This is a genomic window from Streptomyces sp. NPDC000345, assembly GCF_042898825.1.
Classification (GTDB): Bacteria; Actinomycetota; Actinomycetes; order Streptomycetales; family Streptomycetaceae; genus Streptomyces.
In genome coordinates this window covers 45987-68501 of record NZ_JBIAZE010000019.1, presented here as the reverse complement: position 1 = coordinate 68501, position 22515 = coordinate 45987, and the positions used below count along the sequence as shown (strand labels likewise).

Annotated in this window: 27 protein-coding genes and 1 pseudogene; 23 read left to right on the top strand and 5 right to left on the bottom strand. The window is 69.9% G+C overall.

Features of this window, described 5'->3' with window-relative positions:
• Positions 1-57 precede the first annotated feature (57 nt).
• The 23 genes and pseudogenes from ACFY30_RS33955 (at position 58) to ACFY30_RS33845 (ending at position 17316) form a co-directional block, all read left to right on the top strand.
• Positions 58-738: a hypothetical protein gene (locus tag ACFY30_RS33955; RefSeq protein WP_390848985.1), complete on the top strand. Its 681-nt coding sequence runs from the start codon at positions 58-60 to the stop codon at positions 736-738.
• A 169-nt stretch (positions 739-907) separates the two neighbouring features.
• Positions 908-1501, top strand: a complete 594-nt coding sequence (locus ACFY30_RS33950; protein WP_390848984.1) for a hypothetical protein — start codon at positions 908-910, stop codon at positions 1499-1501.
• A 17-nt stretch (positions 1502-1518) separates the two neighbouring features.
• Positions 1519-1914, top strand: a complete 396-nt coding sequence (locus ACFY30_RS33945; RefSeq protein ID WP_390848983.1) for a hypothetical protein — start codon at positions 1519-1521, stop codon at positions 1912-1914.
• Positions 1911-2099 (top strand): hypothetical protein, encoded by a 189-nt coding sequence (locus ACFY30_RS33940; protein ID WP_390848982.1) that lies wholly within the window; start codon positions 1911-1913, stop codon positions 2097-2099. Before ACFY30_RS33945 ends, ACFY30_RS33940 begins: the two co-directional genes overlap by 4 nt.
• A 128-nt stretch (positions 2100-2227) precedes the next feature.
• On the top strand, positions 2228-2899 hold the full coding sequence (locus ACFY30_RS33935; protein WP_390848981.1) for an AAA family ATPase: 672 nt from the start codon (positions 2228-2230) through the stop codon (positions 2897-2899).
• Positions 2900-2913: 14 nt separating this feature from the next.
• On the top strand, positions 2914-3159 hold the full coding sequence (locus ACFY30_RS33930) for a hypothetical protein (RefSeq protein WP_390848980.1): 246 nt from the start codon (positions 2914-2916) through the stop codon (positions 3157-3159).
• A 554-nt stretch (positions 3160-3713) separates the two neighbouring features.
• Complete coding sequence (locus ACFY30_RS33925) at positions 3714-3950, top strand: hypothetical protein (RefSeq protein ID WP_390848979.1); 237 nt, start codon at positions 3714-3716, stop codon at positions 3948-3950.
• A complete protein-coding gene (locus tag ACFY30_RS33920; RefSeq protein WP_390848978.1) occupies positions 3947-4585 on the top strand; it encodes a GGDEF domain-containing protein in 639 nt (212 codons plus the stop codon). The genes ACFY30_RS33925 and ACFY30_RS33920 overlap by 4 nt, the downstream gene beginning before the upstream one ends.
• Positions 4582-5133 carry a hypothetical protein gene (locus ACFY30_RS33915; protein WP_390848977.1) on the top strand — a complete coding sequence of 184 codons (552 nt, stop codon included), beginning with the start codon at positions 4582-4584 and terminating at the stop codon, positions 5131-5133. The genes ACFY30_RS33920 and ACFY30_RS33915 overlap by 4 nt, the downstream gene beginning before the upstream one ends.
• Positions 5109-5498: a hypothetical protein gene (locus ACFY30_RS33910; RefSeq protein WP_362998595.1), complete on the top strand. Its 390-nt coding sequence runs from the start codon at positions 5109-5111 to the stop codon at positions 5496-5498. Before ACFY30_RS33915 ends, ACFY30_RS33910 begins: the two co-directional genes overlap by 25 nt.
• A 39-nt stretch (positions 5499-5537) precedes the next feature.
• Complete coding sequence (locus ACFY30_RS33905; protein ID WP_390848976.1) at positions 5538-5885, top strand: hypothetical protein; 348 nt, start codon at positions 5538-5540, stop codon at positions 5883-5885.
• The gene (locus ACFY30_RS33900) at positions 5882-6577 is read left to right on the top strand and encodes a hypothetical protein (RefSeq protein ID WP_390848975.1); all 696 of its coding nucleotides are present in this window, start codon (positions 5882-5884) and stop codon (positions 6575-6577) included. The genes ACFY30_RS33905 and ACFY30_RS33900 overlap by 4 nt, the downstream gene beginning before the upstream one ends.
• 101 nt (positions 6578-6678) lie before the next feature.
• A complete protein-coding gene (locus ACFY30_RS33895; RefSeq protein ID WP_390848974.1) occupies positions 6679-7098 on the top strand; it encodes a DUF4326 domain-containing protein in 420 nt (139 codons plus the stop codon).
• Between the two features lie 132 nt (positions 7099-7230).
• On the top strand, positions 7231-8193 hold the full coding sequence (locus ACFY30_RS33890; protein ID WP_390848973.1) for a DUF5131 family protein: 963 nt from the start codon (positions 7231-7233) through the stop codon (positions 8191-8193).
• A 142-nt stretch (positions 8194-8335) separates the two neighbouring features.
• On the top strand, positions 8336-8833 hold the full coding sequence (locus tag ACFY30_RS33885) for a hypothetical protein (RefSeq protein ID WP_390848972.1): 498 nt from the start codon (positions 8336-8338) through the stop codon (positions 8831-8833).
• Between the two features lie 241 nt (positions 8834-9074).
• Positions 9075-9821 (top strand): hypothetical protein, encoded by a 747-nt coding sequence (locus ACFY30_RS33880; protein WP_390848971.1) that lies wholly within the window; start codon positions 9075-9077, stop codon positions 9819-9821.
• A gap of 36 nt (positions 9822-9857) precedes the next feature.
• On the top strand, positions 9858-10244 hold the full coding sequence (locus ACFY30_RS33875; protein WP_390848970.1) for a hypothetical protein: 387 nt from the start codon (positions 9858-9860) through the stop codon (positions 10242-10244).
• Positions 10245-10314: 70 nt separating this feature from the next.
• Positions 10315-10722 carry a hypothetical protein gene (locus ACFY30_RS33870; protein WP_390848969.1) on the top strand — a complete coding sequence of 136 codons (408 nt, stop codon included), beginning with the start codon at positions 10315-10317 and terminating at the stop codon, positions 10720-10722.
• 107 nt (positions 10723-10829) lie between these two features.
• Positions 10830-11753, top strand: a complete 924-nt coding sequence (locus ACFY30_RS33865; protein ID WP_390848968.1) for a DUF1643 domain-containing protein — start codon at positions 10830-10832, stop codon at positions 11751-11753.
• 404 nt (positions 11754-12157) lie between these two features.
• The gene (locus ACFY30_RS33860) at positions 12158-13543 is read left to right on the top strand and encodes a ParB/RepB/Spo0J family partition protein (protein WP_390848967.1); all 1386 of its coding nucleotides are present in this window, start codon (positions 12158-12160) and stop codon (positions 13541-13543) included.
• A 95-nt stretch (positions 13544-13638) separates the two neighbouring features.
• Positions 13639-14544, top strand: coding sequence for a ParA family protein (locus ACFY30_RS33855; RefSeq protein ID WP_390848966.1), 906 nt, complete (start codon positions 13639-13641; stop codon positions 14542-14544).
• Positions 14545-14840: 296 nt separating this feature from the next.
• Positions 14841-15518, top strand: a pseudogene (locus ACFY30_RS33850) (DUF2637 domain-containing protein); the annotation flags it as partial.
• 1357 nt (positions 15519-16875) lie between these two features.
• On the top strand, positions 16876-17316 hold the full coding sequence (locus ACFY30_RS33845; RefSeq protein WP_390848965.1) for a hypothetical protein: 441 nt from the start codon (positions 16876-16878) through the stop codon (positions 17314-17316).
• Positions 17317-17343: 27 nt separating this feature from the next.
• On the opposite strand, the gene ACFY30_RS33840 is transcribed toward ACFY30_RS33845, so the two are convergent.
• Genes ACFY30_RS33840 through ACFY30_RS33820 form a run of 5 tightly spaced genes read right to left on the bottom strand, consistent with a single transcriptional unit; the run spans position 17344 to position 22451 of the window.
• A complete protein-coding gene (locus ACFY30_RS33840; RefSeq protein WP_390848964.1) occupies positions 17344-20829 on the bottom strand; it encodes a hypothetical protein in 3486 nt (1161 codons plus the stop codon).
• A complete protein-coding gene (locus ACFY30_RS33835) occupies positions 20829-21281 on the bottom strand; it encodes a pilus assembly protein TadG-related protein (RefSeq protein WP_390848963.1) in 453 nt (150 codons plus the stop codon). The genes ACFY30_RS33840 and ACFY30_RS33835 overlap by 1 nt, the downstream gene beginning before the upstream one ends.
• Positions 21281-21760: a TadE family protein gene (locus ACFY30_RS33830; RefSeq protein WP_390848962.1), complete on the bottom strand. Its 480-nt coding sequence runs from the start codon at positions 21758-21760 to the stop codon at positions 21281-21283. Before ACFY30_RS33830 ends, ACFY30_RS33835 begins: the two co-directional genes overlap by 1 nt.
• A complete protein-coding gene (locus ACFY30_RS33825) occupies positions 21739-22164 on the bottom strand; it encodes a TadE/TadG family type IV pilus assembly protein (protein WP_390848961.1) in 426 nt (141 codons plus the stop codon). Before ACFY30_RS33825 ends, ACFY30_RS33830 begins: the two co-directional genes overlap by 22 nt.
• Positions 22164-22451 carry a hypothetical protein gene (locus ACFY30_RS33820; protein WP_390848960.1) on the bottom strand — a complete coding sequence of 96 codons (288 nt, stop codon included), beginning with the start codon at positions 22449-22451 and terminating at the stop codon, positions 22164-22166. Before ACFY30_RS33820 ends, ACFY30_RS33825 begins: the two co-directional genes overlap by 1 nt.
• Between the last annotated feature and the right edge of the window lie 64 nt (positions 22452-22515).

The following is a 22515-nucleotide window of genomic DNA, read 5'->3' as shown; positions in this document are numbered from 1 at the left end:
GGGGCAGTGCAGAGGCCCGGCAGACGGGCTCCGACCGACACGGAGGGCCAGCTCCCCATGACGACCATGGACATCACCCACAGCCGTACGGAGGCACCCGAGTCCGCCGAGGCCGTGGGCCCCAGCACCCGAGCCACGGAAACGCCGATGATCAGCGAGCTGGTCGTGGCGACGCTCCACCTGGAGCACCTGGCCGAGACGGCCGGCCCGCCCGAGGACGAGACCGCCGCTCACCTGAACGGCATCACGCCCGAGCAGCAGCGCTCCTTCGTCCTGGACAACGCCGACCGCATCCGCGTCGCCGTGGCCAAGATCACCGCCCCGTACGAGACGCCCGCACCGCTGGTGCCCCCCGACCCCGGCCCGGCCGAGGACGACGACCGCGAACTCCAGCCGCCGACCTGCTGCCCCCCGACCGAGGTCACGGCGACCGCCGTTGCCGCGTTCCCGGAGACGGCAGCCGTGTATGCCGTACTCGCCGGCGACCGGAACGACGCTCAGCGGATCGTCGCCGCCATGCTCCCCGACGAGCGCGCCGCGTTCGCGAGCCAGCTCGACGAACTCCGCAAGCTCATCGGCCTCGTCTGCGACAACTGCGGTTGCCTGGCCGAGCTCGGGACCGGCACGACCGACCCCTTCGCCGCGGTGTGCCGCTTCCTGTGCGCCGCGTGCACGGCCGAACTCCGGGGCAACCGCAGCACCTCCCCCCGGCCGGCTATCACCCCCGAGACGGCCTGACGCTCTACGGCCCGCCGACTTCTCCCGACGCAGCCAAGGACACGGGGCCGGTGGAGACCGGCTCCGCCATCATGCCCGCCCCTGAGCGATCGGCACGCTCGCCGCCCGGCGAAGAGACCAGCGGCCCCGCTCCCCTTTCACCCCCTTCGAGATCAGGAGAGATCCCAACATGCCCCGTCATTCCCTGAACGTGGAACGCCTCGCCCTGTTCGGCACCCTGCTGAGCGTCTTCGGCGAGCTTCACCCCGCCTGCGACCACTGGGTCCAGGGCTCGAAAACGGCATCGCGTAAGCGGCTGTACGGCGACCACCTCGTCTACCGTGACGGGTGCCCCGCCGACTCAGCCGACGAGCGCGGCAACGAGCCGACCCTGACCGCCAGCGCCCTCGGTAGGCGCGCGGTCTGCGCCCACGTCGCCTCGTACACCGCCGTACAGCTGGCAGCGTCCATCGCGATCACCCGCGCGTTCGGCTACCGCGTTACCCCCGGCGCGCTGCTCGCCGGCGCGACCATCAACGCCGGAACCCACGCCGCGATCGACCGCGGCGCACTGCTGCTGTGGCTGGCGAAGAAGACCGGTAAGACCGGCTACATCGAGCACTGCAAGGCCGCCCGCGTCGATGACGACGGCAAGGCCACCTCGGAGCTGACCGGGCCGGGCAGTGCGTGGATGGAGCTGGATGCGGCCCTGCACCGCGCGATCGGTGTTGGCGCAGCCGCCGTCACCACCTGGCTCACCACCCGAACCGGCGGCCGCCGATGACCGCCAAGAGGGTGGGCATGACGTTCCGCGAGAGCAGCAACAAGACCGGCTGGGACGACTGGGCGCTCGCTTGCGAGGCCGTCATGCTCCGCGGGCTGGCCAGCTACAGCGATGATCCGGAGGCCGACGCCGCACGACGGATCGGCGAGGCCTTCACCGAAGATGAAATCCGCAGGGCTGACGCCTACCTGGCCGCCGGCGTGCTCAACACCGGTCGGCTGGCCGCCATCGAGGCCACGCTCGCCGAGGCCGGTGACGACACGAAGTGGCTCGTCGAACAGCTCAGGCACGCCTGGGCGCGTAACACGGTCCTGCGGGACCGGATCGACGCCGCCGGAAGCCTCATGGACATCGGCTGCGTCGCCAGCGCGATCGGATACGTCCCCGGCTCCCGGACGGTGATCGGCGCATGAAGCCCGGGCCGCCGCACCCGCACCCGCTCACCCCGGCCGAACTGCCCGAGGGGGACACGTGGTTCCAAGGGTGCCCCGAGTGTCACCTGCCGATCCAGGGCGGCGCCGCCGGTCTGGACGCCCACCGCAGGACAGTGCACACCCACGCCGGTGACCACCGGCACCAGATCACCATCCACCTGTGACAGCAGGACGGACCCGTGCGGGTGGGCTCTTTACGCCGTAAAGAACGCACCCCGCCCGCCCGGTCCACGGGCGCCTGCCCGTCCGGTTGCTAACTGACCTGTGATGAAGATGAGTTGGGAGAGTTCCAATGACGAGCTCCGCTCTGGAGCCGCACCTCACATGGCGGTTCCCGGAACGCCACCTGAACCAGGGGACGTTCGGCTGGGACTGCCAGTCACCCGGCTGCCAGGCCGGCAACTACCGATACCCCGACGCCCGGGACGCAGCCCACGACGCCGACGCACACGAGCGCGACGAAGCCCAGAAGCTCTTCGAGCCGGGGACCCTCGTGGTTTTCGTCGGCCCCGCAGCTGCGGGCAAGACGCGTCTCGCCGACGCCTTCCCCGTTGACTGGGTGGTGAGCCTGGACGGTCTGCGCAGGCTCCTGAGCGGGGACGCGGGGAACCAGTCCGTGACTCCGCAGGCTGTCCAGCTCCAGGACCTGCTGGTGGAGACGCGGCTGGAGTACGCCGAGACCACGGTCCTCGACTCCACCAACGTAGAAGCCGCTGTCCGTGCCCGGCTTGTGGCACGGGCCCAGCGGTGGGGCAGGCCCGTAGTCGCGGTCGTGTTCGTGACCGGCCTCGACGTCTGCCTGCTGCGCAACAACAAGCGGCCGCCCAACCGGCGGGTGCCGGACGAGACCCTGGAGTGGCAGTACGAGCAGACGGCGCTGTCACTGTCGCTGCTGGCTGATGAGGGGTTCACCGGCGTCCGTACGGTCGGCGCCGCGTGGCGCACCGGCCTGACCCTGGCATGAGGGGGAAGCGACTCATGCTGACGTTGATCAGGAACAGCATCGGATTCGCGGTGGGGGCCGTCGTGTTCTACGGCGACGCGGTGGCCGCATGCGCCCTGGCCCTGCTGTACAGCGTGCTCGGTGCACAAATCTCGTGGGCTTTGGCCGCCGCGGCCGCAGCCGGAGTCGCGGTAGGGGTGCTGTGCTTCGTACGAGCCGTGCCCCGCTCCCGGCCGGTGAAGCAGAGGCTGCCGGAATGGGCAGGACGGCTGGACGACTGAATCGCACCCCGCCCGGTCCGCTCTGCGAAGGCGCCGGAGCCGGTCGATCACCTGGCGTTCGTCCTGGAGGGCGCGGCCTTCCCGTCCGTGCCGGTGCTGCCCTCGAGGTCGACGCAGCCGCGGCCGCTGGCCTGGTACGAGCTGGCGACCTGGAAGTGCCCGCTGTGCGAACAGACACCGGCGGAGGGGACCCACGCGTGGGAAGACCGCGGCCCGTTCCAACTGCTGAGCAACCACACCTTCATGTGCCCTGACGGGCACCGGTGGTCAAACAGCACGGACGGTGGCTGACCGCTGCCGCGAAGGACGCGGTCGACCTGCACTGCCTGCCTGAACCGGCCTCGGAACGCCACGAGCAGCGCCTCTCAAGGCGACATCACGCTCGCCCCCGACCGCCTACGCCCTGAAACCGCACGGCGGCCCACCTCAAGCCGACACACCCCTAACCGCGCCTACGGCGCCGGCACCCTGCCCCACTCACGCGTGCGGGGCGCGCCCTCGGCCTGCAACCACCGGGCGCGCCCCACCAACCCCCGAAACGGAGGCACTTCGAGATGACCACAGCCTTAACCCAGCCCGCAACCACTTCCCTGGCACCGGGCTGCGCGCCCTGCGCCGGCCGCCCCGGCGAGCGCCTCTACTCCATCGGCACCGACCAGCCTCGAGCCCTGGCCAAGGCCGATGCCGAGGCCGCGATCCTCGGCGACGGCGCTCACGTCCACCAGTCCCTCCCCGACGACCAGTACGTCGTCGTCCGCCCCATCACCGACACCGAAGCGGGGCAGCCGTGAACGAGATCATGCTCACCGCCGCGATACCGGCAGCCGGATGGGCCCTCCACGCCAGCCTGCTCGTCCGCAAGCTCCGCGCCGAACGACGGGACCCCCTCACAGGCCTGTGGACGCGACGCCCCTGGATGCACCGCACCGAACGGCTGATCCGCCAGGGGCGCATCACCCACGTGCTTCTCCTGGACCTCGACGGCTTCAAGCCCGTCAACGACGACTTCGGCCACAAGGCCGGGGACGCCGTGCTCACGGCCGAGGGCGCCCGGCTGGACGACTTCGTCACGCAGAACGGCGGACCCCGCAGCGTCTGCGCCCGCCTCGGCGGGGACGAGTTCGTCGCCGCGATCAGCGTCCAGGACCTGAAGGCCTTCATCGACGGCCTGGCCCACGAGCTCGCCAGGCCAGTGCCCTGGCCGGGAGGCCCGCTCAAGGTCACCGCCTCCATCGGCGCCGTACGAGTCGCCGAGGTGCAGCAGCCGTCGGCCTCGACCGTCCTCGAAGCCGCCGACGCCGCCATGTACGCGATCAAAAAATCGCGCGGGCGCAGCGGCCGCCGCGCCCACCGCCGCGCCGCCAGCCCCACGGCCACCACGGTGACCATCAGCTCCCCGGCACAGGAAGCGAGGGCCTCGGTATGAAACCCGTGATCAGTGAGGCGTACCCGGTGCGCGCCCTGACGCTCTGGCAGCCCTACGCCTCGGCAGTGGCCACCCTCGGCAAGGACATCGAAAACCGCAGCTGGGCGCCCACCTACCAGGGACTCATCCTCGTCCACGCCGGCCTCGACACCGACCGTGCGGCCCTGAGCCACGTGCCCCAAGACCTGGACCTGCCCAGGGGAGCCGTAGTAGCCGTCGCCCGCATCTCCAAGGCGCACACCGACTGCGAGGGACGGTGCAGCACGTGGGCCGACCGCGACAGCACCTGGCACTGGGAGCTCTCCGACGTCACCCAACTGGCCACCCCCGTCACGCAAGTGAAGGGACGCCAACGCATCTGGGTGCCGGACGACGCCCTGCGTCACCGCGTCGCAGCAGCGCTCCCCCAGAACTCTGCCTGCCTCGCCGCTCATCTCCGCAAGGAACCCGCCACGTGCACCGCCGCCGCTGCCTCTTCCCCGGCCGCGCCCGCAGCCACCGCACGACCCGGAAGGACTTCAGCATGTCTGTGCACACCCACCCGATGACCCTGAGCGGGACGCTCGCCGACCCCGCCGTGCTCATCGACGGGCAGGCCTACTTCCGGCTCACGTACGCGCCCGAAGACCACAACTGCGCCCCCGCCGGGCACGATCACGAAGTCCGCGAGGCCGTGCTGCCCTGCGCGCTGGCCGACCCCGCGGCCGCCGCGGACCTCGCCACACTGCAGCCCGGCGCCCCGCTGACGGTCAGCGGCTACCTCGCCCTGCCCGACACCTACACCAGCGACCTGCGCCTGGTGGTCCACACCGCCGACATCGAACTGTCTGCCCCCCGGCACCCCGCAGCGCCACGGCCGGCGCTGCGACTCGTCGGCACCGGCACCCGCCACCTCGCTGGATCGCCCAGCTGACAGCCCTCTTCCGTACCCCGTTGAAAAAAGGACTCCACCATGGCGGCTTCCGTCATCCCCAGCCCGCGGCAGGCACTGACCGCCTCGCAGGCCGTCGCCCTGACCCTGCTCCGCGACGGCTACACGCAGCGCACCATCGCCGTCCGCACCGGCACCGACCCCCATGACCTCTACCGCCTCGCCGCCCTGCACGGCATCACCGCCCCGCACGGAACGGTCGAGGGCCACAACTGCCATGAAGCCCGCGGGGAAGAACCCTGCACCTCCTGCGCGCACGCCCACGGGCGAGCCCACGCCCGCGAGCACGCCCAGCGCCGCAGGACGCTGGGCGCACTCCCCCGCGCGCTGCGTCCCCGCGGCCGGCAAGTACGGAGGGCCGTGCGGTGAACGCGCCCCTGCCTGCCCCTCCTCCCGGGGAACCCGGCGGCCTGATCGTTCTGGAGGGCTATCTCGACGACGAGTCCCTCCCCGACGACCTGTCCGGTGAGACAACCCGGTTCCAACTGGTCGTCTCACCCACCGAAGACCGCATCGACGAACTCGTCATGCCCTGCACGGTCACCGAGCCCGGGCTGGCACACGCCGTCGTGACCGACCTGGGAGCCAGCGACCTGCTCCGCGTCAGCGGCCACCTCCAGCTGCCCCGCGATCCCGGAGACGGAATACGGCTGCAGGTCAGCGCCATCCACGTGCTGGAGAACGGCGTCGACCTCAGCCACGTCGACAGCGAGGACGAGCTGGGCCCCGTGGCCCTGTCCGAGTACGGGTACATCGAGCGCTACGGCGACTACCAGACGTGGAACGACCCCGACGCCTGCCTCACCAGCCTCTGGCACACCTCCGGAGAGTGGGTCGCCTCCACCGACGATCCCAGCGCTCTCGGCGATCTCATTGCCGCCCACCGACGGCGCGCAACCTCCGCACCCGCCGACACCCACCCCACGGAGCCCGCCCCCGAGGAGCCCGCCCCCACGCAGCCGCCCCCGCCCACCAGGCGGCGGCCGGCGCGCTTGCACCGAATGCGGAGCTGGCTCCGCCGCACCTGGCCGAACAGGACGGGGAACACGCGCACGCTCTGACCAGCACACCCCGATACGGCCCGGGGCGGCCGCCGGCCACCGAGCCCGGCCGCTCCGGCTGCCTCCCCCCGGACCGGACCACAACACCATGAAGGAGCGCCATGTCCAGCCTCCCCCAGGCGGACACCATGCCAACTCGCACCCAGCGCAAGCGCACAAAGAATTGGCGCGCCGGAAGCGCGATGATCGTCGACCGAAGCAGCCGCTACGGAAACCCCTGGCGCGTCGAAAACAGCGTCGTCATCGCACCGGACGGCACCACCCGGGAACTGGGCACACCCGCTGCCGCCCGCGAGCACGCCAGCACCTGCTACCGGGCCTGGCTGCACGGTGAGGGCCCCGACACCTACGCCGTCGGCCGAAAGAGGTTCGACCGGTGCCGCGTCCTCACCGGCCTGAGCCGCCTGCAGAGCCGTGACCTGGCCTGCACCTGCCCACTGCCCAGCGCAGGCGAGCCTGACCACTGCCACGCGACCGTGCTCCTGGAACTGGCCGCACCCCCCGAGAGGACCACCACATGACCGGCTCCACAACGGCGCCGTCGCCGCGCGGCCACCGCGCCGCGTGGCGGTTCGCTGAGACCGCCTACGCCTCCTACCTCAGGAACTCACCGACCTCCGCAACCACCCCCAACCGCGCAGGAGAAGAGACCCGTGGGTGACCACACCGGAATCGAGTGGACCGACAAGACATTCAACCCGTGGTGGGGGTGCTCACGAATCTCGCCCGGGTGCAGGAACTGCTACGCGGACCAATTCGCCCGCCGGTGGGGCCACGACGTGTTCCACCTTGGCGGCCAACGCCGGATGCTCTCCGACGCGTACTGGCGTAAGCCCCTGACGTGGAACCGCGAGGCAGAGCGCACGGGCGTCCCCCTCCGCGTATTCGCCGCCAGCATGGGCGACGTCTTCGAGGACCACACCCAGGTCACGGCCGCCCGCGCGCGGCTCTGGGAGCTCATCGAGCAGACACCCTGGCTGCGCTGGCAGTTGCTGACCAAGAGGCCCGAGAACGTGTCCGCCATGGCGCCCTGGACGGGCGCCTGGCCGGACCACGTCTGGATAGGCACCTCGGTCGAAGACCAACGCCGCGCCGACGAACGGATCCCCCTCCTTCTCCAGATCAACGCCCGGGTCCGGTTCCTGTCGTGCGAGCCGCTGGTCGAACACGTTGACCTGACGCCGTACCTCGTCGAGCGGACCGACGTCACTGACCCCTACCTGGATGCTCCCGAGGGCGCAGTGGTCGACGGCATGGAACACGTCGGTGATCACTGGGCCCGGCGGGCACGCATCCACTGGGTCATCGCGGGCGGCGAATCCGGTCCCAAGGCCCGACCGATGAACCCCGCCTGGGCTCGCAGCCTCAGAGACCAGTGCCAGGCCGCGGGCGTGCACTACTTCCTCAAGCAGTGGGGAGAGTGGGCCCCCAGCGGCTACCACGTCATCCGCAGCCGCCCCGTAGCCGGAAGCGTGCTGGTCGGAGAACCCGTCGACGACCTCGGGCATCGCGTCGAGATGATCCGCCTCGGCAAAAAGCGAGCCGGCCGCCTCCTGGACGGCCAACTCCACGACGCCGTCCCGCCCCTCACCACCCGCCCGTCGTACCGGGCCTGACCCTCGTCTCTACGCCCTAAAGACCAGCCGGCAGCACGACAACGCCGCGCGGAATCCACCCAGCCGACAGCGACCGGACCGCGACACGACCGCATGCCCCGCATCCGGACGCCATTTCACTCCCTTGACCAGGAGCCCCACCATGACCACTCTCGACGACATCCTGACCGCCGGCCTGGACTGGCTGTACGCGACAGAGCAACCCGACAACTCCCACCAGCAGCACCACGGCATCACCCGCGGCCACCCGGCTGCCAACCGCTGGTACGGGTTCTGTCCCACCGGAGCACGCAACCTGCCCGTCGTATCCGTGGATGTCTCCAAGGTCGAGTACAAACTCGACAACGACGGCGACCGCGTCCCCGCGAACCCGCTGGACCCCGGCGAGTTGGAGACACTCGCCGACGAACTCCGCCGCCGCGGCTTCGACGTTGACTCCACCTGGAACGGCCACCCCGGCGTTACGGGGAGCGTCGGTCTCGCCCGCACCGCGCACCCGACACTGCTCGCTGCAGTCGACCGCTACCACCGGGGCTGCCTCGTACACCCCCAACGGTCGGTGTTCTGCGACTGCGAGGCATGGCGCGCGGAGTCCGCCCGGATCGTTGCCCCCACCACCTCCGTGGCTGCCAGCACTTGAGCAGCACGACAGCCGCCCGCACCTGGCGGCCCAACGGGCCCGGCTCGTTCCAAGCACCCGCCCATGTACAAGCGGTCCTCGACCGGCACCGTCGCCTGTGGACCCGCGGCACCACCCGGTGGACCTGCACCGGCACACGGTGGATCCGGTGGCGGGTCCTCGTAGCCGAGCACGGCCCGGTGACAGAGACGCCCATCCCCTGAGCACAGCCCACCAGACAGCCCCCAAGGAGGGCCCTTCCATGACGGACAGCACCCCCCAGCTCACCCGCTTGCGCACCCGCATGCTCTCCACCGCCTACACCAACGCCGACATCTGGACCCGCGACAGCGCCTACCTCACCGACCAGGCGGTCGCCGCGCTCGCCCGCAGGGACCCCGGTGCAGCCGAAAGCCTCGCCAAGTCCTTGCTGGCCCCGGAGTTCCTCAACGACACCCGCATCCTGGGCGCAGCCGTAGAAGCCGGCATCGACACCACCGGCTGGGAGGAGCGCCGCGAGAAGATCCGCGCCTACGCCTGCGAGGCCTACGAGCTATCCCCCAAGACCGACCCGGCCGACGAAGCCGGCCGGATCTGGGCATCGCTCTACGACCACTACCCGCAGATCGCGGCTGCCCTGGCCGACTTCCTCCGCGCCATGCCGGACACCTGGCGGGAGGACCTGTTCACCACAAGCCCCCATTCCCCCGCCGCCATCCCACAGACGCGGGAACTCCCCGGACCGGAGACGGCGCCGTACGACCCGCAGGACTGGGAGGACTGCCCGGCCTGCGCCGAAGCCCAGGACTCCTGCCGATACCACCGCGGCATCTACGAGGGAATGGAGTACCAGCGCGACCTGATCACCACGGCTTTGACCGACCACACGGCCATGGACCAGCTCCAGCATCGCCACGCCGAACTCGACGCCCAACGCGCCCGGCAGGCGACCCCCGCCGCCACCAGCACCCCGCCGGCCGACCCCACCACCCCGGCGGCCACGGCCTGACGACGGCCGCCGCGAACCACGGCAACGAGAGGAACCATGACCACCGCCCTTCCCACCCCCAGCACTCCGGCCTCCGACGCGGCCGCCGCTCTACTGGCCGCCCACCCCGGCCTCTCCGCGAAGTCGGTGGACGCCGCCGACGTGAAGGGCCTCGGACCGGCAGCCCTGATCCAGGTCGAAGACAGGACAGCCTTACAGGCCTGGGCACAGGCACTGAACACGACCGCCCACCGGACCGGCGCCAGCGCCTACGGCACCACCGAGCCCCATCAGGACGGCATGCCCGACTGGCTCTGGTGGCGGATGACATTCATCGACACCACCGTCGACCAGACGCCCATCCGGCTGTGGACGCTGGAAGCCTCCGACCAGCCCCGGGCCCTGGCCACGCTCCTCGCCTCCACCGCACACGCCGCCAACTGACCGCGCCGGCGGCCCTCTCTCCGTTTCCGGCCGCCCGCTGATCCCCCACCTCTTCAAAGGGACCCTCCACATGTCTGAGCGCAGCATCAAGCTCACGTCGTTCGGATACCTCCACCTCGACCAGGACGCGGAAGGCCGCCCGGTCCCGCCACAGGCCGACCGCATCGAGGACGTCCGCGACCGCCTCCGCGACCCGGCCGCCGCCCGCGACATCCTGGACCTCGACGGCCTCAACCCCCGCGTGCAGGACGTCGTCCTGGCCACCCCCGGCGCCCGCGAGCTCCTCGACAACCTCACCGCCTACGCCCAGCTGCCCGCCGGGCCCCGGCACATCGCCATCGGGTGCGCCGGCGGCCGCCACCGTGCCAGCGGCCTCACCGAACTCCTCGCGCGAAACCTGCGCGAACAAGGCCTGGGGGTTGAGGTCGAACACCTCCACGTCCACCTGCCCCGCGTCCTCAACACGCCGACCGGCTGACCTGAACCACAGGCCAGCCCGAAGGACCACGCCTCAAACCGCCCCGCCGCGCGGGACACCGGCCCGGCCCCAAGACCAGATCACTCCGACCACGAAACGGATCACCGATGGCGAAACCCTTACCCGCCAAACCCAGGGAGGTGCGGCGCTCCGCAGTCCTGTCCGACTGCGGGCAGTACCGCTACCTTCTCGCACGCGAGTGGGCAGACACAGGAAAGAGCGCCGTCTTCGTCCTCCTGAACCCGTCCACCGCTGACGCGACCACGGACGACCCCACCACCGGGCGCTGCATCAAGTACGCCCAGAGCTGGGGCTGCGGGGCCCTCCTCATCGTCAACCTGTACGCGTGGCGGGCCACCAAGCCCCGCGACCTCGCAACGGTGGACGACCCCGTCGGGCGGGAGAACGCCGCCTATCTCCGCGTCGCGGCCGCCGTCGCCGAGCACACCGGCGGCCCCCTCGTCGCGGGGTGGGGAACGCACGCCCACCCCGAACGCGTCACCGACGTCCTCGCTCTGCCCGGCATGCACCGGCTGAGCACGCTCGCTGTCACGCAGGGCGGCCACCCCCACCACCCGCTCCGGCTCCGCGAAGCTCTCACCCCACAACCCTGGGAAGCCCGACCCTCCCGTCTCCAGACGTCCGAGCGAGAAGCGCAGTACGCCGTCGTCCTCGCCCGGCCGGGTCTGCCCGACATACGCCTCGGCCCCTACGACTACCTCCACCAGGCCGCGTCCATCGCCACCGGCCTCCGTCTGCAGCGGGCCAGCACCCAACACGTCCCCGGCACGACCGTGACCGTGCATCCCCATCTCCCCGGGCTCGACTACCTCGACCCACACCTTCCGAGGGACCCAGACCAACTCGCCACGCTGATGGACAGCGACCCAGACGGGGACGGCACCGGACGCAACTTCCCTGATCTCTGGGCACGCCTGCACGCACAGGAGGGATACGAAGAAGCCGTCCGCATCTGGAAGAGGGCCTGCATCGCGTACACCGCCCTCCTCGGCTCCGTGGAAGCCGGATAACCGAGGCAGCCCACCGGCGCCCCCCGTCCAGCCAGCAGACCGTGACCATGAGGCCCCGCACCCCGGACACAGATCCGGGGTGCGGGGCCTTTCGTGTTTGTTGATCTCTCTGCGAGCCGTAGCCGAACTCCGGCGCGGTCGTCCCTGGCGCCCAGCGCGGTACGCGGCGCAGGGAGAGGTCATCCGGTCGAGTATTCCGACGGAATATCAGTCCCCCCAGGCCGATGCACGGCAGCATGCTGGACGCGCGGACACAACGAGACAAGAGCTACCAAAAGTGGGCGTATAGATCGCCCCGAAGTCTCGGATATTCCGACGGAATACCGCCCCGTTGGCGAGGACCTGGCTACCAGCCCGCTAGGGTCACCTGCAGTTAGCACCCTTTCGTCTCAGGAGTACCCCTCATGGCCGCTGGAGCCTCCGGGCCCACGATGACCTTCGGCAGGAAGAAGAAGACCCGAAGCATCTGGGATGACCCTGATGCCGTTGAGGTCATCGAAATCCCCCTTGAGCAACTCCACCCCAACCCCTTCAATCCCCGCCTCGTCTACCGGGACGAGGACATCGACGACCTCACCGAGTCGATCAAGGCAGAAGGCGGAGTCCTGCAGGACCTGTCGGTTGCTGAGGTCGAAGGGTTCCTCGAGTACTGGCGTGCCCGCCTTGCTGAGACGCAGCCGGAGAAGCTCGACGAGCTGGAAGACAAACTGGGATCGGTCCCGGCGGGGGACTACGTCACCCTGATCGGGCACAACAGGGCGATCTCGCTGGCCCGGGCCGGCCACGACACTGCTCCCTGCAAAGTCACGAACTCGAAGATCCCCAGGGCTCGACTCCTCGGCCTGCCCGAAAACATGCGACGGATCCCCCTCAACCCGATCGAAGAGGCCTTGGGCTTCCAAGGGGCGCTCGACGACGGGATGCTTCAAGCGGAGGTCGCCGCACAGACCGGTTGCAAGCAGCCTCACATCTCGCGCCGGATCAAGCTCCTGAAGCTGCCCAGCGAACTACAAAAGGCCGTCATGGACGGACTCGCTGTCAGCGAGGCAGAGATCCTGCTCGACAGGCTCACCACTCGGGAGCAGCTGCTGCAGGCCTGGCTGGTCATGAAGGAAGAGGGAATCAAGGCTGCCTTCGCCGCCGCCAGGGTTCTGTCACCGCCAGCACCCACACCCTCCAAGACCAAGGCCAAGGCCAAGACCAAGCCGGCTCCCCCCGTCCCGCAGCAGCAGAAGCACTCCCCCGACGAGCCAGGACCCGAGGGAGCCCCGGCAACGGGTGGCAACCCTGAAGAGAAAACGCCAAGCAGCTCTGAACTCGGCGCCTCCGACCAGCAGACCGGGCGGACCAAGCCCGAGGAGCAAAAGGAACCGGAACCCGATCCCAGCGCCGAAGCGGCACAATTGCGAGTGCAGGCCTGCCGCACCGTCCTGGAACTGGGAGTCCCCTCGAACCCCCGGGAGACCCTGCGCATCTTCGCCCCCGCCCTTCTCGCTGCCCCGAGCATGGCCGCGCGGGAGACGGCCCACGAGTGGCTCCGGTCAAGCGCCAAGCCCATTGGGCCCGATGCAGCGAAGCCAGACAAATACTTCGCGGAGGTGTCCGCATCCGGCGACGCAAAGCTGACTGCTCACGTCGCCTTGGCCGTCGCCCTGGCCGTAGCCGAGCAGCGCGCCTCGGCCGCCGGCCGCCCCTGGGATGCCCAGGACCGTGACTACCTCGCCCACCTCAAGTCCGCCGTCAACTATCAGCCCACCGAGTGGGAACAGGACCGCCTCGGCGGCAAGTGAGGCAGGCTCGTATTCCGTCGGAATACCGCGCTCGCTGAGGCAGCGGTATTCCGACGGAATACGGGGGCGCCCCAGCACGACCCTCAGGAGATCCATTGCCAACCTCTAGGACCACCCAGGCACCCGAAGAGCCGCGCATCTTCGCCTGCTCTGTCATTGCCGGTGGCGCGGGCAAGACTCAGGACGTCATCAACCTCGCCGTTGAGGCTGCCGGGCGAGGGCATTCCGTAGCCGTCGCCGACTTCGACCCCCAGCGCACCGCGTCCCACATCCTCGGCTACCAGGACCCACCCGAGGGCCAGCCGACCATCTTCGATGTCCTGCAAGGTAAGCACCGGCTTGAGGAAGCCGTCGTGCCAGCCCGCTACCGCATCGGTGAAGGCGAAGACGACGACGCGTTCCGCCGTATCCCCAACCTCGACCTCATCCTCGGGACGCCAGAGATGGCGGATGCGGAAGTCAACCTTGGCCTCGACCCTGCCGGTGTGCTGTGGCTGCAGAACGTCCTGGACGAGCAGTTGCCCCCAGGCCGCTGGAGCATCTTGTTCTTCGACTGCGGTCCGACACTCGGGATTCTTCTGCTGTCGATCGCTATGGTCGGCCCGGAGGTCATCGGATGCGTCGCCGACGAGTTCAAATACATCATCGGCCTGCAAGACCTCGAAGACACCTTGGACAAGGGAGCGCGGAAGTTCCGCCGCTTCGGCTTCAAGACCGAGGTCCAGCACATCCTCGCCACCAACATCCCTATGGACGCCCAAGGCAACATCCGTCGCAGCGGCGGAGCTGTCGCAGACGATGCCATCAAGGCCATCCGCGGCAATCCGGACTGGAACACCAAGCTGCTGCCCATCATCCGCCGCAAGCAGCGCTTCAAGGACACCATCGTCACGCAGCGCCCGCTGCGATTCCTTGACCCCCGCAACGAGGCACTCCAGGACATCGCTGCTGTTGCAGACGCCCTCGGCATCCCACGCCTCAACTCCACGCGGAAGCGATGAGCTTATTCCGACGGAATATCGTGCACGCGCGGCGCCTGACCCCTCAGCCTGGGGACAGGCGCCGCACTGTTGTCGGCAAGCCCGACAGCACGGACCCCGAGCGCCAACTGCACACCACCGCAGATGGCACTCAATGATCACTTTTCGCGGACGATCCGCCCAGAGCCGATCCCGAAGGGCCACAACCCGACCCACGCCGTGGGAGTGTGAGAACAGCTCAGTTGTGAGGCGAGACAGGGGAGTGGGACGTGAGCACGGGGAGCGGCGAGATACGCCGGCCGGGCAGGGGGAACCGGATCCTGCTGACTCGAGCACACCGGATCCTCATCGGCGTGGTCGTCACCGGTGCAGTCATCATCGCCGGGATCGGCTTCGCGGGTTCGTACGCGGCCGTCCGTAAGTTGGCCATCCAGAAGGGCTTCGGGAACTTCTCCTACGTCTTCCCGATCGGCATCGACGCGGGTATCTGTGTCCTGCTCGCCCTGGACCTCCTTTTGACGTGGATCCGGATTCCGTTCCCGCTGCTACGCCAGACAGCATGGCTGCTGACGGCGGCGACGATCGCGTTCAACGGCGCGGCTGCCTGGCCGGACCCGCTGGGCGTGGGCATGCACGGGGTGATCCCGATCTTGTTCATCGTTGCTGTCGAGGCCGCGCGGCACGCGATCGGCCGGATCGCCGACATCACCGCCGACAAGCACATGGAAGGCGTCCGTCTCACCCGCTGGCTCCTCTCGCCCGTGCCCACGTTCCTGCTCTGGCGCCGCATGAAGCTGTGGGAGCTCCGCTCCTACGAACAAGTCATCAAGCTGGAGCAGGAGCGTCTGGTCTACCAGGCCAGCCTCCGCTCCCGCTTCGGCCGAGCCTGGCGTCGCAAGGCCCCCGTCGAGGCGTTGATGCCCTTGCGGCTTGCCCGGTACGGCGTCCCGCTCGCCGAGACCGCGCTCGCCGGTCTCGCCGCCGCCGGCATCGAGGAGCCACCGATCCAGTTCACCGTCGAGCGGGTCCCCGCAGCGGCCCCGGCGGAAGACACCGTCCTCGAGACCGCGGCACCGCGGGAGCAGGGAGCGGCCGAGCTGGAGAGCGCAGAGCCGAAGCCGGTCCAGGACACCGTCCCAACCCCTGTGCCCGGGCGCCCGGCCGAGCGGCAGGAATCGACCGAGGAAGCGGCCGATCGGTTCGCCGAGGCCTACCAGGCGTTCCTCGCCCAGTTCCAGGCCGAGCCGTCCCCAACGCAGTGGGCCGCCTGGCTCCGCGACACCTACGGCATCTCCACGGGATCCGGGGACCCGCTCTCCGAGGACCAGGTGCAGCCCCTGCTCCGGGTCCTGCAGAAACGCTATGCGCTCGTTAGCCAAGAACCCGCTGGCACCGGAGCGGAGCCAGCCGACCAGTGGTACGACTACTTCCACAGCGCCTGGCGCAACTACGCGCAGGAGTTCGGCACATATCCGAATGCCGCCGCTCTTGCTGCGTACGTGTACGAGCGGGACGCCATCACTGGAGACGGCGGCCGGCCGATCACCGGCGAGGACCTGGCATCCTTCGTCACAACTTTTGAGGAGCGTGAGATCGGCAGCAGCGGACCGCCCGCCGGCGATGTAGCCGCCGACCCTGACGAGCCGGCTGCCGAAGAGGTCCTCCCGTCCCAAGAGGAACCCGAAGAGGCGCCCGCAGGCGCGGGCGCCCAGGCCGCCAAGGAGCAACGCACCCCGCGCGTGAGCGCCGCCATCGATGACCAGTCTCCGGACGAGGACGCCGTCGCGGGGGAGCCCGTCGCCCTCACCACCGTCGACCGCTACTACCTGGCGTGGATGGAGTACCAGGCCGAGACCGGTGCCGAACCGGAGAAGGCCGAGCAACTGTCTGAGTTCCTGGCCAGCAAAGGCCTCTACGGCCGTGGCGGGAAGCCCGTGAGCCCCTCCACCTTGCGGCGCTACCTGCTGCCGTTCCGGGTCTACAGCCTTTGGGCCGAGCACCGGGTGCGCAGTGACAAGCCGACCTTCGACGCCGTTGCGCAGGAGTGCGCAGCCCACGGGATCACTGCGCAGTACAACAAGCCCATCACCGCCGACTACGTCGCCGAGAACGCCGCCGACTTCGAACGCCGCTGGCAGGCACTCATCCGCCACCACTCCGAAGCGCAGCAGTAGGACCGTCACCGCGCACCGGCTGGATACCCCGTTTCCCCGTCATGCCCAGCAGGCTGCGCAATCAGAAGAAACACCAGGTCAGCACTGCATTGCGCAGACATCGCGATCATTGCGCAGGCGTGCGCACCGCACCCTTGCGCATTGCGCAGCCCCACCCGTGAACCGACGAGGAGGACCCATGTACGCACTGCGCATCGACCCGGACGCCACGGTCACGGACCTCAACCTGCCCGCTACCGATGCGCACATCGCGATCCAGGAACACGTCGGATCCGACGCCGTCGACCAAGGGGTCTACCACCGGCGGGCCGTTCTGCACATTCACGGCAACGGGCTGAAGCTCGGATTTCCCCAGAACCTGGCCGCATGGGCCCTCGCCAGTGCCTGGCGCGGCATGCCCCTGTACCCGCTGGCCGGCCCCATCGTCATCACGGGCCGAACCACCAGCGGGGACACGGCGGCACTCGACAACGACCTTGCGCAGCACGCCAAGGCCGTTGCGCAGACCGTCCGCGACACGCTGGCCGAATGGCGTGAACGCCCTCCGGCCTCCAACGAGGCAGCCATCAAGGAACTCCTGGCGTACGCAGCCCGCGACATCGCCTCCAGCGGGCAGTGACGCGCTGTGCATCTGCGGAACCGCCGGCTAGAGGGCCTTGCGCACGGCCGTGCCCGAGCCGTTGAGGAGCTCGTTGATGAGCTGCGTAGTCTCCATCTCCAGCGAGCAGTCGAGCGCCCGGTTGACCTGCTGGACGCGGGAGATGGCCATGTGAAGCCCCTGCCGGTTCCCGGCCGCATACTCGATCCTGAGCCAGTCCCGATAAAGGAGCTCAGCGGTGTCGTCTACGTCGAGACCGGTCGCGACGGCCTGGCGGGCCGCGCTGAGGTCGTGGTGCGGGCCCGCAGGCGTGCGGTAGGTGGCCACCGTGTGTGCCACGTCGATGATGCGCGTGACCATTTCCTGCTGGTAGGGCTCAGCCCAGGGCAGGGCCTTGCCCCCGAACGGCCGGCCGCGCACCAACGTGAGCGCCTTCTCCAGATCGGTCAGGCCGGAGGGACCCAACGGGAGAGCGCGTTCGACGAGCTGCAGGAAGCGGCTCCAGTCACAGCGCACCCCGGGGGCGAGCTGGTACGGATCCTCACCGGAACTGCGGCGCGGCACGTAGGGGTTGCCGGCGGGGTCGTTGCCCAGTGAGCGACGCAGGCCCTGCAAGCGGGCGTTGAGGGTGCTCGAGGACCAGGGGCTGACGGGATCCATGTCGGAGCACAGCACGTCTGCACTCCGGCCGGGCCGGAAGAAGAGCAATGCTGCGAGCTGCGCCATCCGCGGACCGTGGCCCGTGCTGTCCACGCCGGTCACCTCAACCGGGCCCAACACCCTGATCTCCGGCGCGTGCAGGTCATGCGCCTCGCACTCCTCCGCCTCCGGCCCTTCGCGTTCCTCGAGCGAGGCCTCAGCGGCGTCGGCCTCCGGGGCCTCGTCGCCGGCAGTGGTCTCCGCCGCGGCAGGGAGTACGGGAGCCGGGGGCGAAGGCACTGCCTCGGTGCCCGGGCCGGGATCGTCGCCTGCCGCAGTCGCGGGCGTGGCGGTGGGCAGGAGCCGTAGTCCGGACGGATCTGCGCTAGCGGCCAGCAGCGCCGGGAACACGCCGCTGCCCGCGTCGGATGCCGCCGCCAGCGACACACTCGGGACGGCGGCGGCCGCGGCCGCGGTCGGCTCCTCCGGCGCGGTCTGCTCGGGCTGCTGCATGTGGTCGGGCTCGTCCGGGACGTCTTGCCAGGGCCCCTCGGCCGGGTGGGACGCCTGCCCAGACACCTTCAGTGCCGTGGTGATCTGCAGGTAGGCAGCGTGTTCCAGGCGCTGCACCGTGATGTCCACGCCGGCGTAGTCGAGGTTCTGCGGTTCGTGGAGGGAGGCGTTGAGGATTTCTGCCTCGGGGAAGTGCGCGGCCGCCGTACTCGCGGGAGCGATCAGAGTGACGGGGACCGTGCCCGCCTTGTCGATGACATCGGCGAACTGCCAGGCCATGTCCGCGTCCAGAGACGACGCGCACAGCAGCAGATACGGCTGATGCCCGGTTTCGGGCATCTGGTGCGCCTCCAGCAGCCGTTCGCTCAGATCGCGCAGGGCGTGCGCGGCCTGGCGCATGTGGGCGATCCGCGCGGTGGGCAGCAGCTGCGGCAGATCCTCGCCGAACCCGACGGTGACGACCTCGACTTCGCTGGCCCACGGGCTCATGCCGAGTTCCAGCGCGAGCGAGGTGCACACCTCGGTGATGTGGACGGGGTTGCCGTCCAGCAGCAGCGCGGGCAGCCCGGCGAGGTTGAGCAGCAGGAGATCACCCGTCTCGGTACTGCCGATCGTGACCAGCCCCGGATACGGTGCCGGCACCTCGCGGGCGGCATCCTCGTCCAGGAGGACGGCATCGGAGGGCAGGGCCCACCATCCGCCCTGCCCAGCCACGAAGGGCGCCGCAGGGTCCGCAGTGAGATCCTCGGGCAATACCTCCACCGTGCGGGTGCCGATCCGCGCCGCCCGCAGCGGCGGCAGGATCGCGTCCTCCTCCTGGGCCGCCTGGTGGGCCAGCGTCCGCAGCGCCACGTCCAGACGGGCAGCGCCGCCCGGCTCGGCGGCAGCCGCCAACTGGGCCTCTGCCGCGGACGTCTCCGACGCGATGGCGATCTTCTCGCCGGGCTTACGGCGGCGGCGCTGCAGCGTACGGCGCAGGGCGAGCGCACCGGTGATGGCGGCCGCCAGCAGTGCGCCGGCACCGAGAACGGTGCGCAGGTTCAGCGGGCTGCTTGCCGGAGCCGTCGCTGGGGTCTGGGACGCCGTGGCGGCGGGGGAGGAGCCGGCAGCGGAGCCGGACGCTTCAGCCGACGCCGGCGGGGAGGCGGTAGAGGGCGACGCGCTGACGCTGGGCTGCGGGGTAGCAGAGGCCGTTGCCGACGGCGATGCCTGATCCTGTCCGGGCTGCTCGGCAGGGCGGCTGGCCGGTGCGCTGGGGGCCGACGACTGGGGTGCGGGTGTGGTGGTCTGGCTCGGCGCGGGCGGCTGCTCGGCGCCCGCGCCCGGCTTCTGGCTGGTCGGGGGAGTGGTCTCCTGGCTGCCCGCCTCATCACCCTGGTCACGGTCCTGGGACGGCTGGCCGGGCTGGGCGCCGGGCACGGTGACCTGCTGCCCTGCATAGATGACGTTCGGGTCGGTGATCGCGGGCAGACCGTGCGGCTGCTCCTGGCCCCGGCTGGCCTTGAACAGCTCGGGCCATTCGTCGCCGTCGCCGAGTTCTCTCTCCGCGATCTTCGACAGGTAGTCGCCCGAGTGGACCGTGACGACGTGCTCGCCCTTCTCGCCGGCAGCTGGCGCAGCCTCACCCAACTGCGTACGCGGGCCTCCCACTCCAGTTGACGTGTCGGGCATCTTCAACTGCCAGCCGGGCTGCAGAAAGCTGTTCGCACGGAAGGTCGTGCCGTCGACCATGGTGTGGCCCTCGTTGAGAGCAGCGATCTCCCGCCACCGCTCACCGTCGCCCAACTCCCGTTCGGCGATGCCCCACAGGCTCTCCGCCGGCCGTGTCTCGCGCACCGTGTACGACGTGCTGGACGCCGCGGTGCTCGCCGAGGTGCTCGCCGAGGACCTGGAGGCCTGCTCGGTCTCGGCGGCCTGCCGGGCCTCGGCCTGGGTCTGAATCTGTCCCGGGACGTGGGTCGCTGTGGTGGCCGGGGCGGCCTGGGCGTCGGAGGCCAGCGCCGAACTCGTCGGCAGCAGCACGAGGATGCTGCCGATCAGCAGGGCCGCGGCGCGCTGCGAGGCGCCCATCCCCCGCGGGGCATGCCAGGTCCGGCCCCGCAGCTGTGCGATCAGCTCGCGCACGGCGCAGAAAGCGAACTGGGCCCACCCGATCCACCCCACCGCGACGAGCAGCAGCAGGAACGCCGCGCCCGTGTCCTGCCGGTCCAGCAGGTGCGTGAGGTCGTCGTGGGTGGAAGCCCAGATGACCGGGGTGGCCCAGGCCAGCAGCAGCGGCAGTCCGGCGACAGCGGCGGCCAGGACCACCAGACTCAGGACTGCTTTGAGGAGCCGGCCCAGGGTGCGCCAGGCCGCTGCGGCGGGGGAGGGGGTGGTGCTCATCAGTTTCCTTCGGGAGCGGTGACGCCGTGCAGGAGGGTGGCCTTGCCATGGCCGGTCACCGACAGAGAGCCGATTCCAACCACCGACAGAAACTTCGTGTCGTACGTGCCGGTGACGACGACGGTGAGGGTCTTGCCGTCGCCGGACACGCTGACCGTGCCGGTGGCGCCAGCGGAGCGCAAGTACGCCTGCGCTGCGGCCTGTGCGTCCTGCGGATTCACGGTGATAGCGGTCCCGTTGATGGCCTCGGCCGGGTCGATGGCCTGTCCGCCTGCCCGCGCGGCTTCACCGGCGACGTAGTCGGCGCGTTCCGTGGCCCGCATCTTGCTGCCGCCGTCGACGGCGACGCCGATGATCCCGATCAGCGCGACGACGCACACGGCGACGAACACGGTGACGCCTCCCCGGTCATCCTGGAGCGTTCGGCGGAGGCCTCTCTGGCGGAAGATCATCAGTCCCCCCGCTGGCGGTACTGGTCCACTACCGAGGTGGCGGTCGACGTGAGCGTCTTGGCTCCTGGCACGCCCGGGAGCAGCAGATCGGAGAGGTTGACCGTGCAGGTCACGGTCGCGGTGACCGTCCCTACCTGCCCCACCGGCACGGTGAGACCGCCCGTGTTGATGTTGACACTGGTGGACGAGCACTTAATGCCCTGGTCGTTCAGGGACTGTGCGGCCGCCGCCTGCGCGGCGCTCTGCGCGGACCCTGCGGTGCGGTGAATGGAGGCTTCCCGTGCCGCGTCCTCGGCTGCCGCGTCGATCTTCGCGCCGGAGGTGACGATGCGTCCGCCGGCGATGGCCATACAGATGAACATGATCAGCGCAGGGAGGACAATGGCAGCCTCAATCGCCGCGCTGCCTTCGTCGCTGCGGAGCCTTGGAGCCCACCGGGCCGTGTTTCGCACGTGGTTCACCCTCCCGGGACAGTCCATCTCTCCACCGGGCCGGACGCGGACTGGGTGACCTGAAGGCCCGAAATGCCCGGGATCATCGACATGGCGGTGCCGGACACCTGCACCTGCACCCGCTGCCCGTTGCTGCTGGCCAAGACGCTGTAGCCGCTCAGGCTGTCACCCGCGGTGCGGCCCAGCACATCCCGTGCCTGGGCCGCACCGTCGGCGGGGCTCGACTGGTAGGCGCGAGCCGCGGTGAGGCCCTCACGGGCAGCGGTCAGGGCGATCTGCCGCGCGTAGTACCACATGGAGGCCTGGATCACGGCAACGGTGGCGAGCAGCACGAACGGGAAGATGATCGCCATCTGGATGGCCGTGTCACCGCGGTCGTCGCGCCATCTTCGCCCCTGCCACCAGTCCTTCAGCCGCTCGGGACCAGACATCACAGTCCGTTGAGCTTGCCGTTGTACTTGGCGATCACGACGGCGATGGTGCCCGCGATCAGGACGGCGCCGGTGACGGCGGCGACCCAGATGATGACGGTAGTGGTGGAGATGTCGCCGCGGTCCGGACGGCGGGTGGCCTCCTCCAGACTCTCCTGCAGACGCGTGGAAAGCCGGATCGCTGCCCGGTTGGCGCGTCCGATGACGCGGGATCCTCGGCTGCCGTCGGCGGGTCGGCGGGAAGCCTTGTCCGGGCCGGCGTGCGGGTGGGTGGTCAGCCGAGTCACAGCACGGCGCGTGCGGGCTGCGGTGTACCTCATGTTTTACCTCTCTGGAGCGTTGTACGAGTCG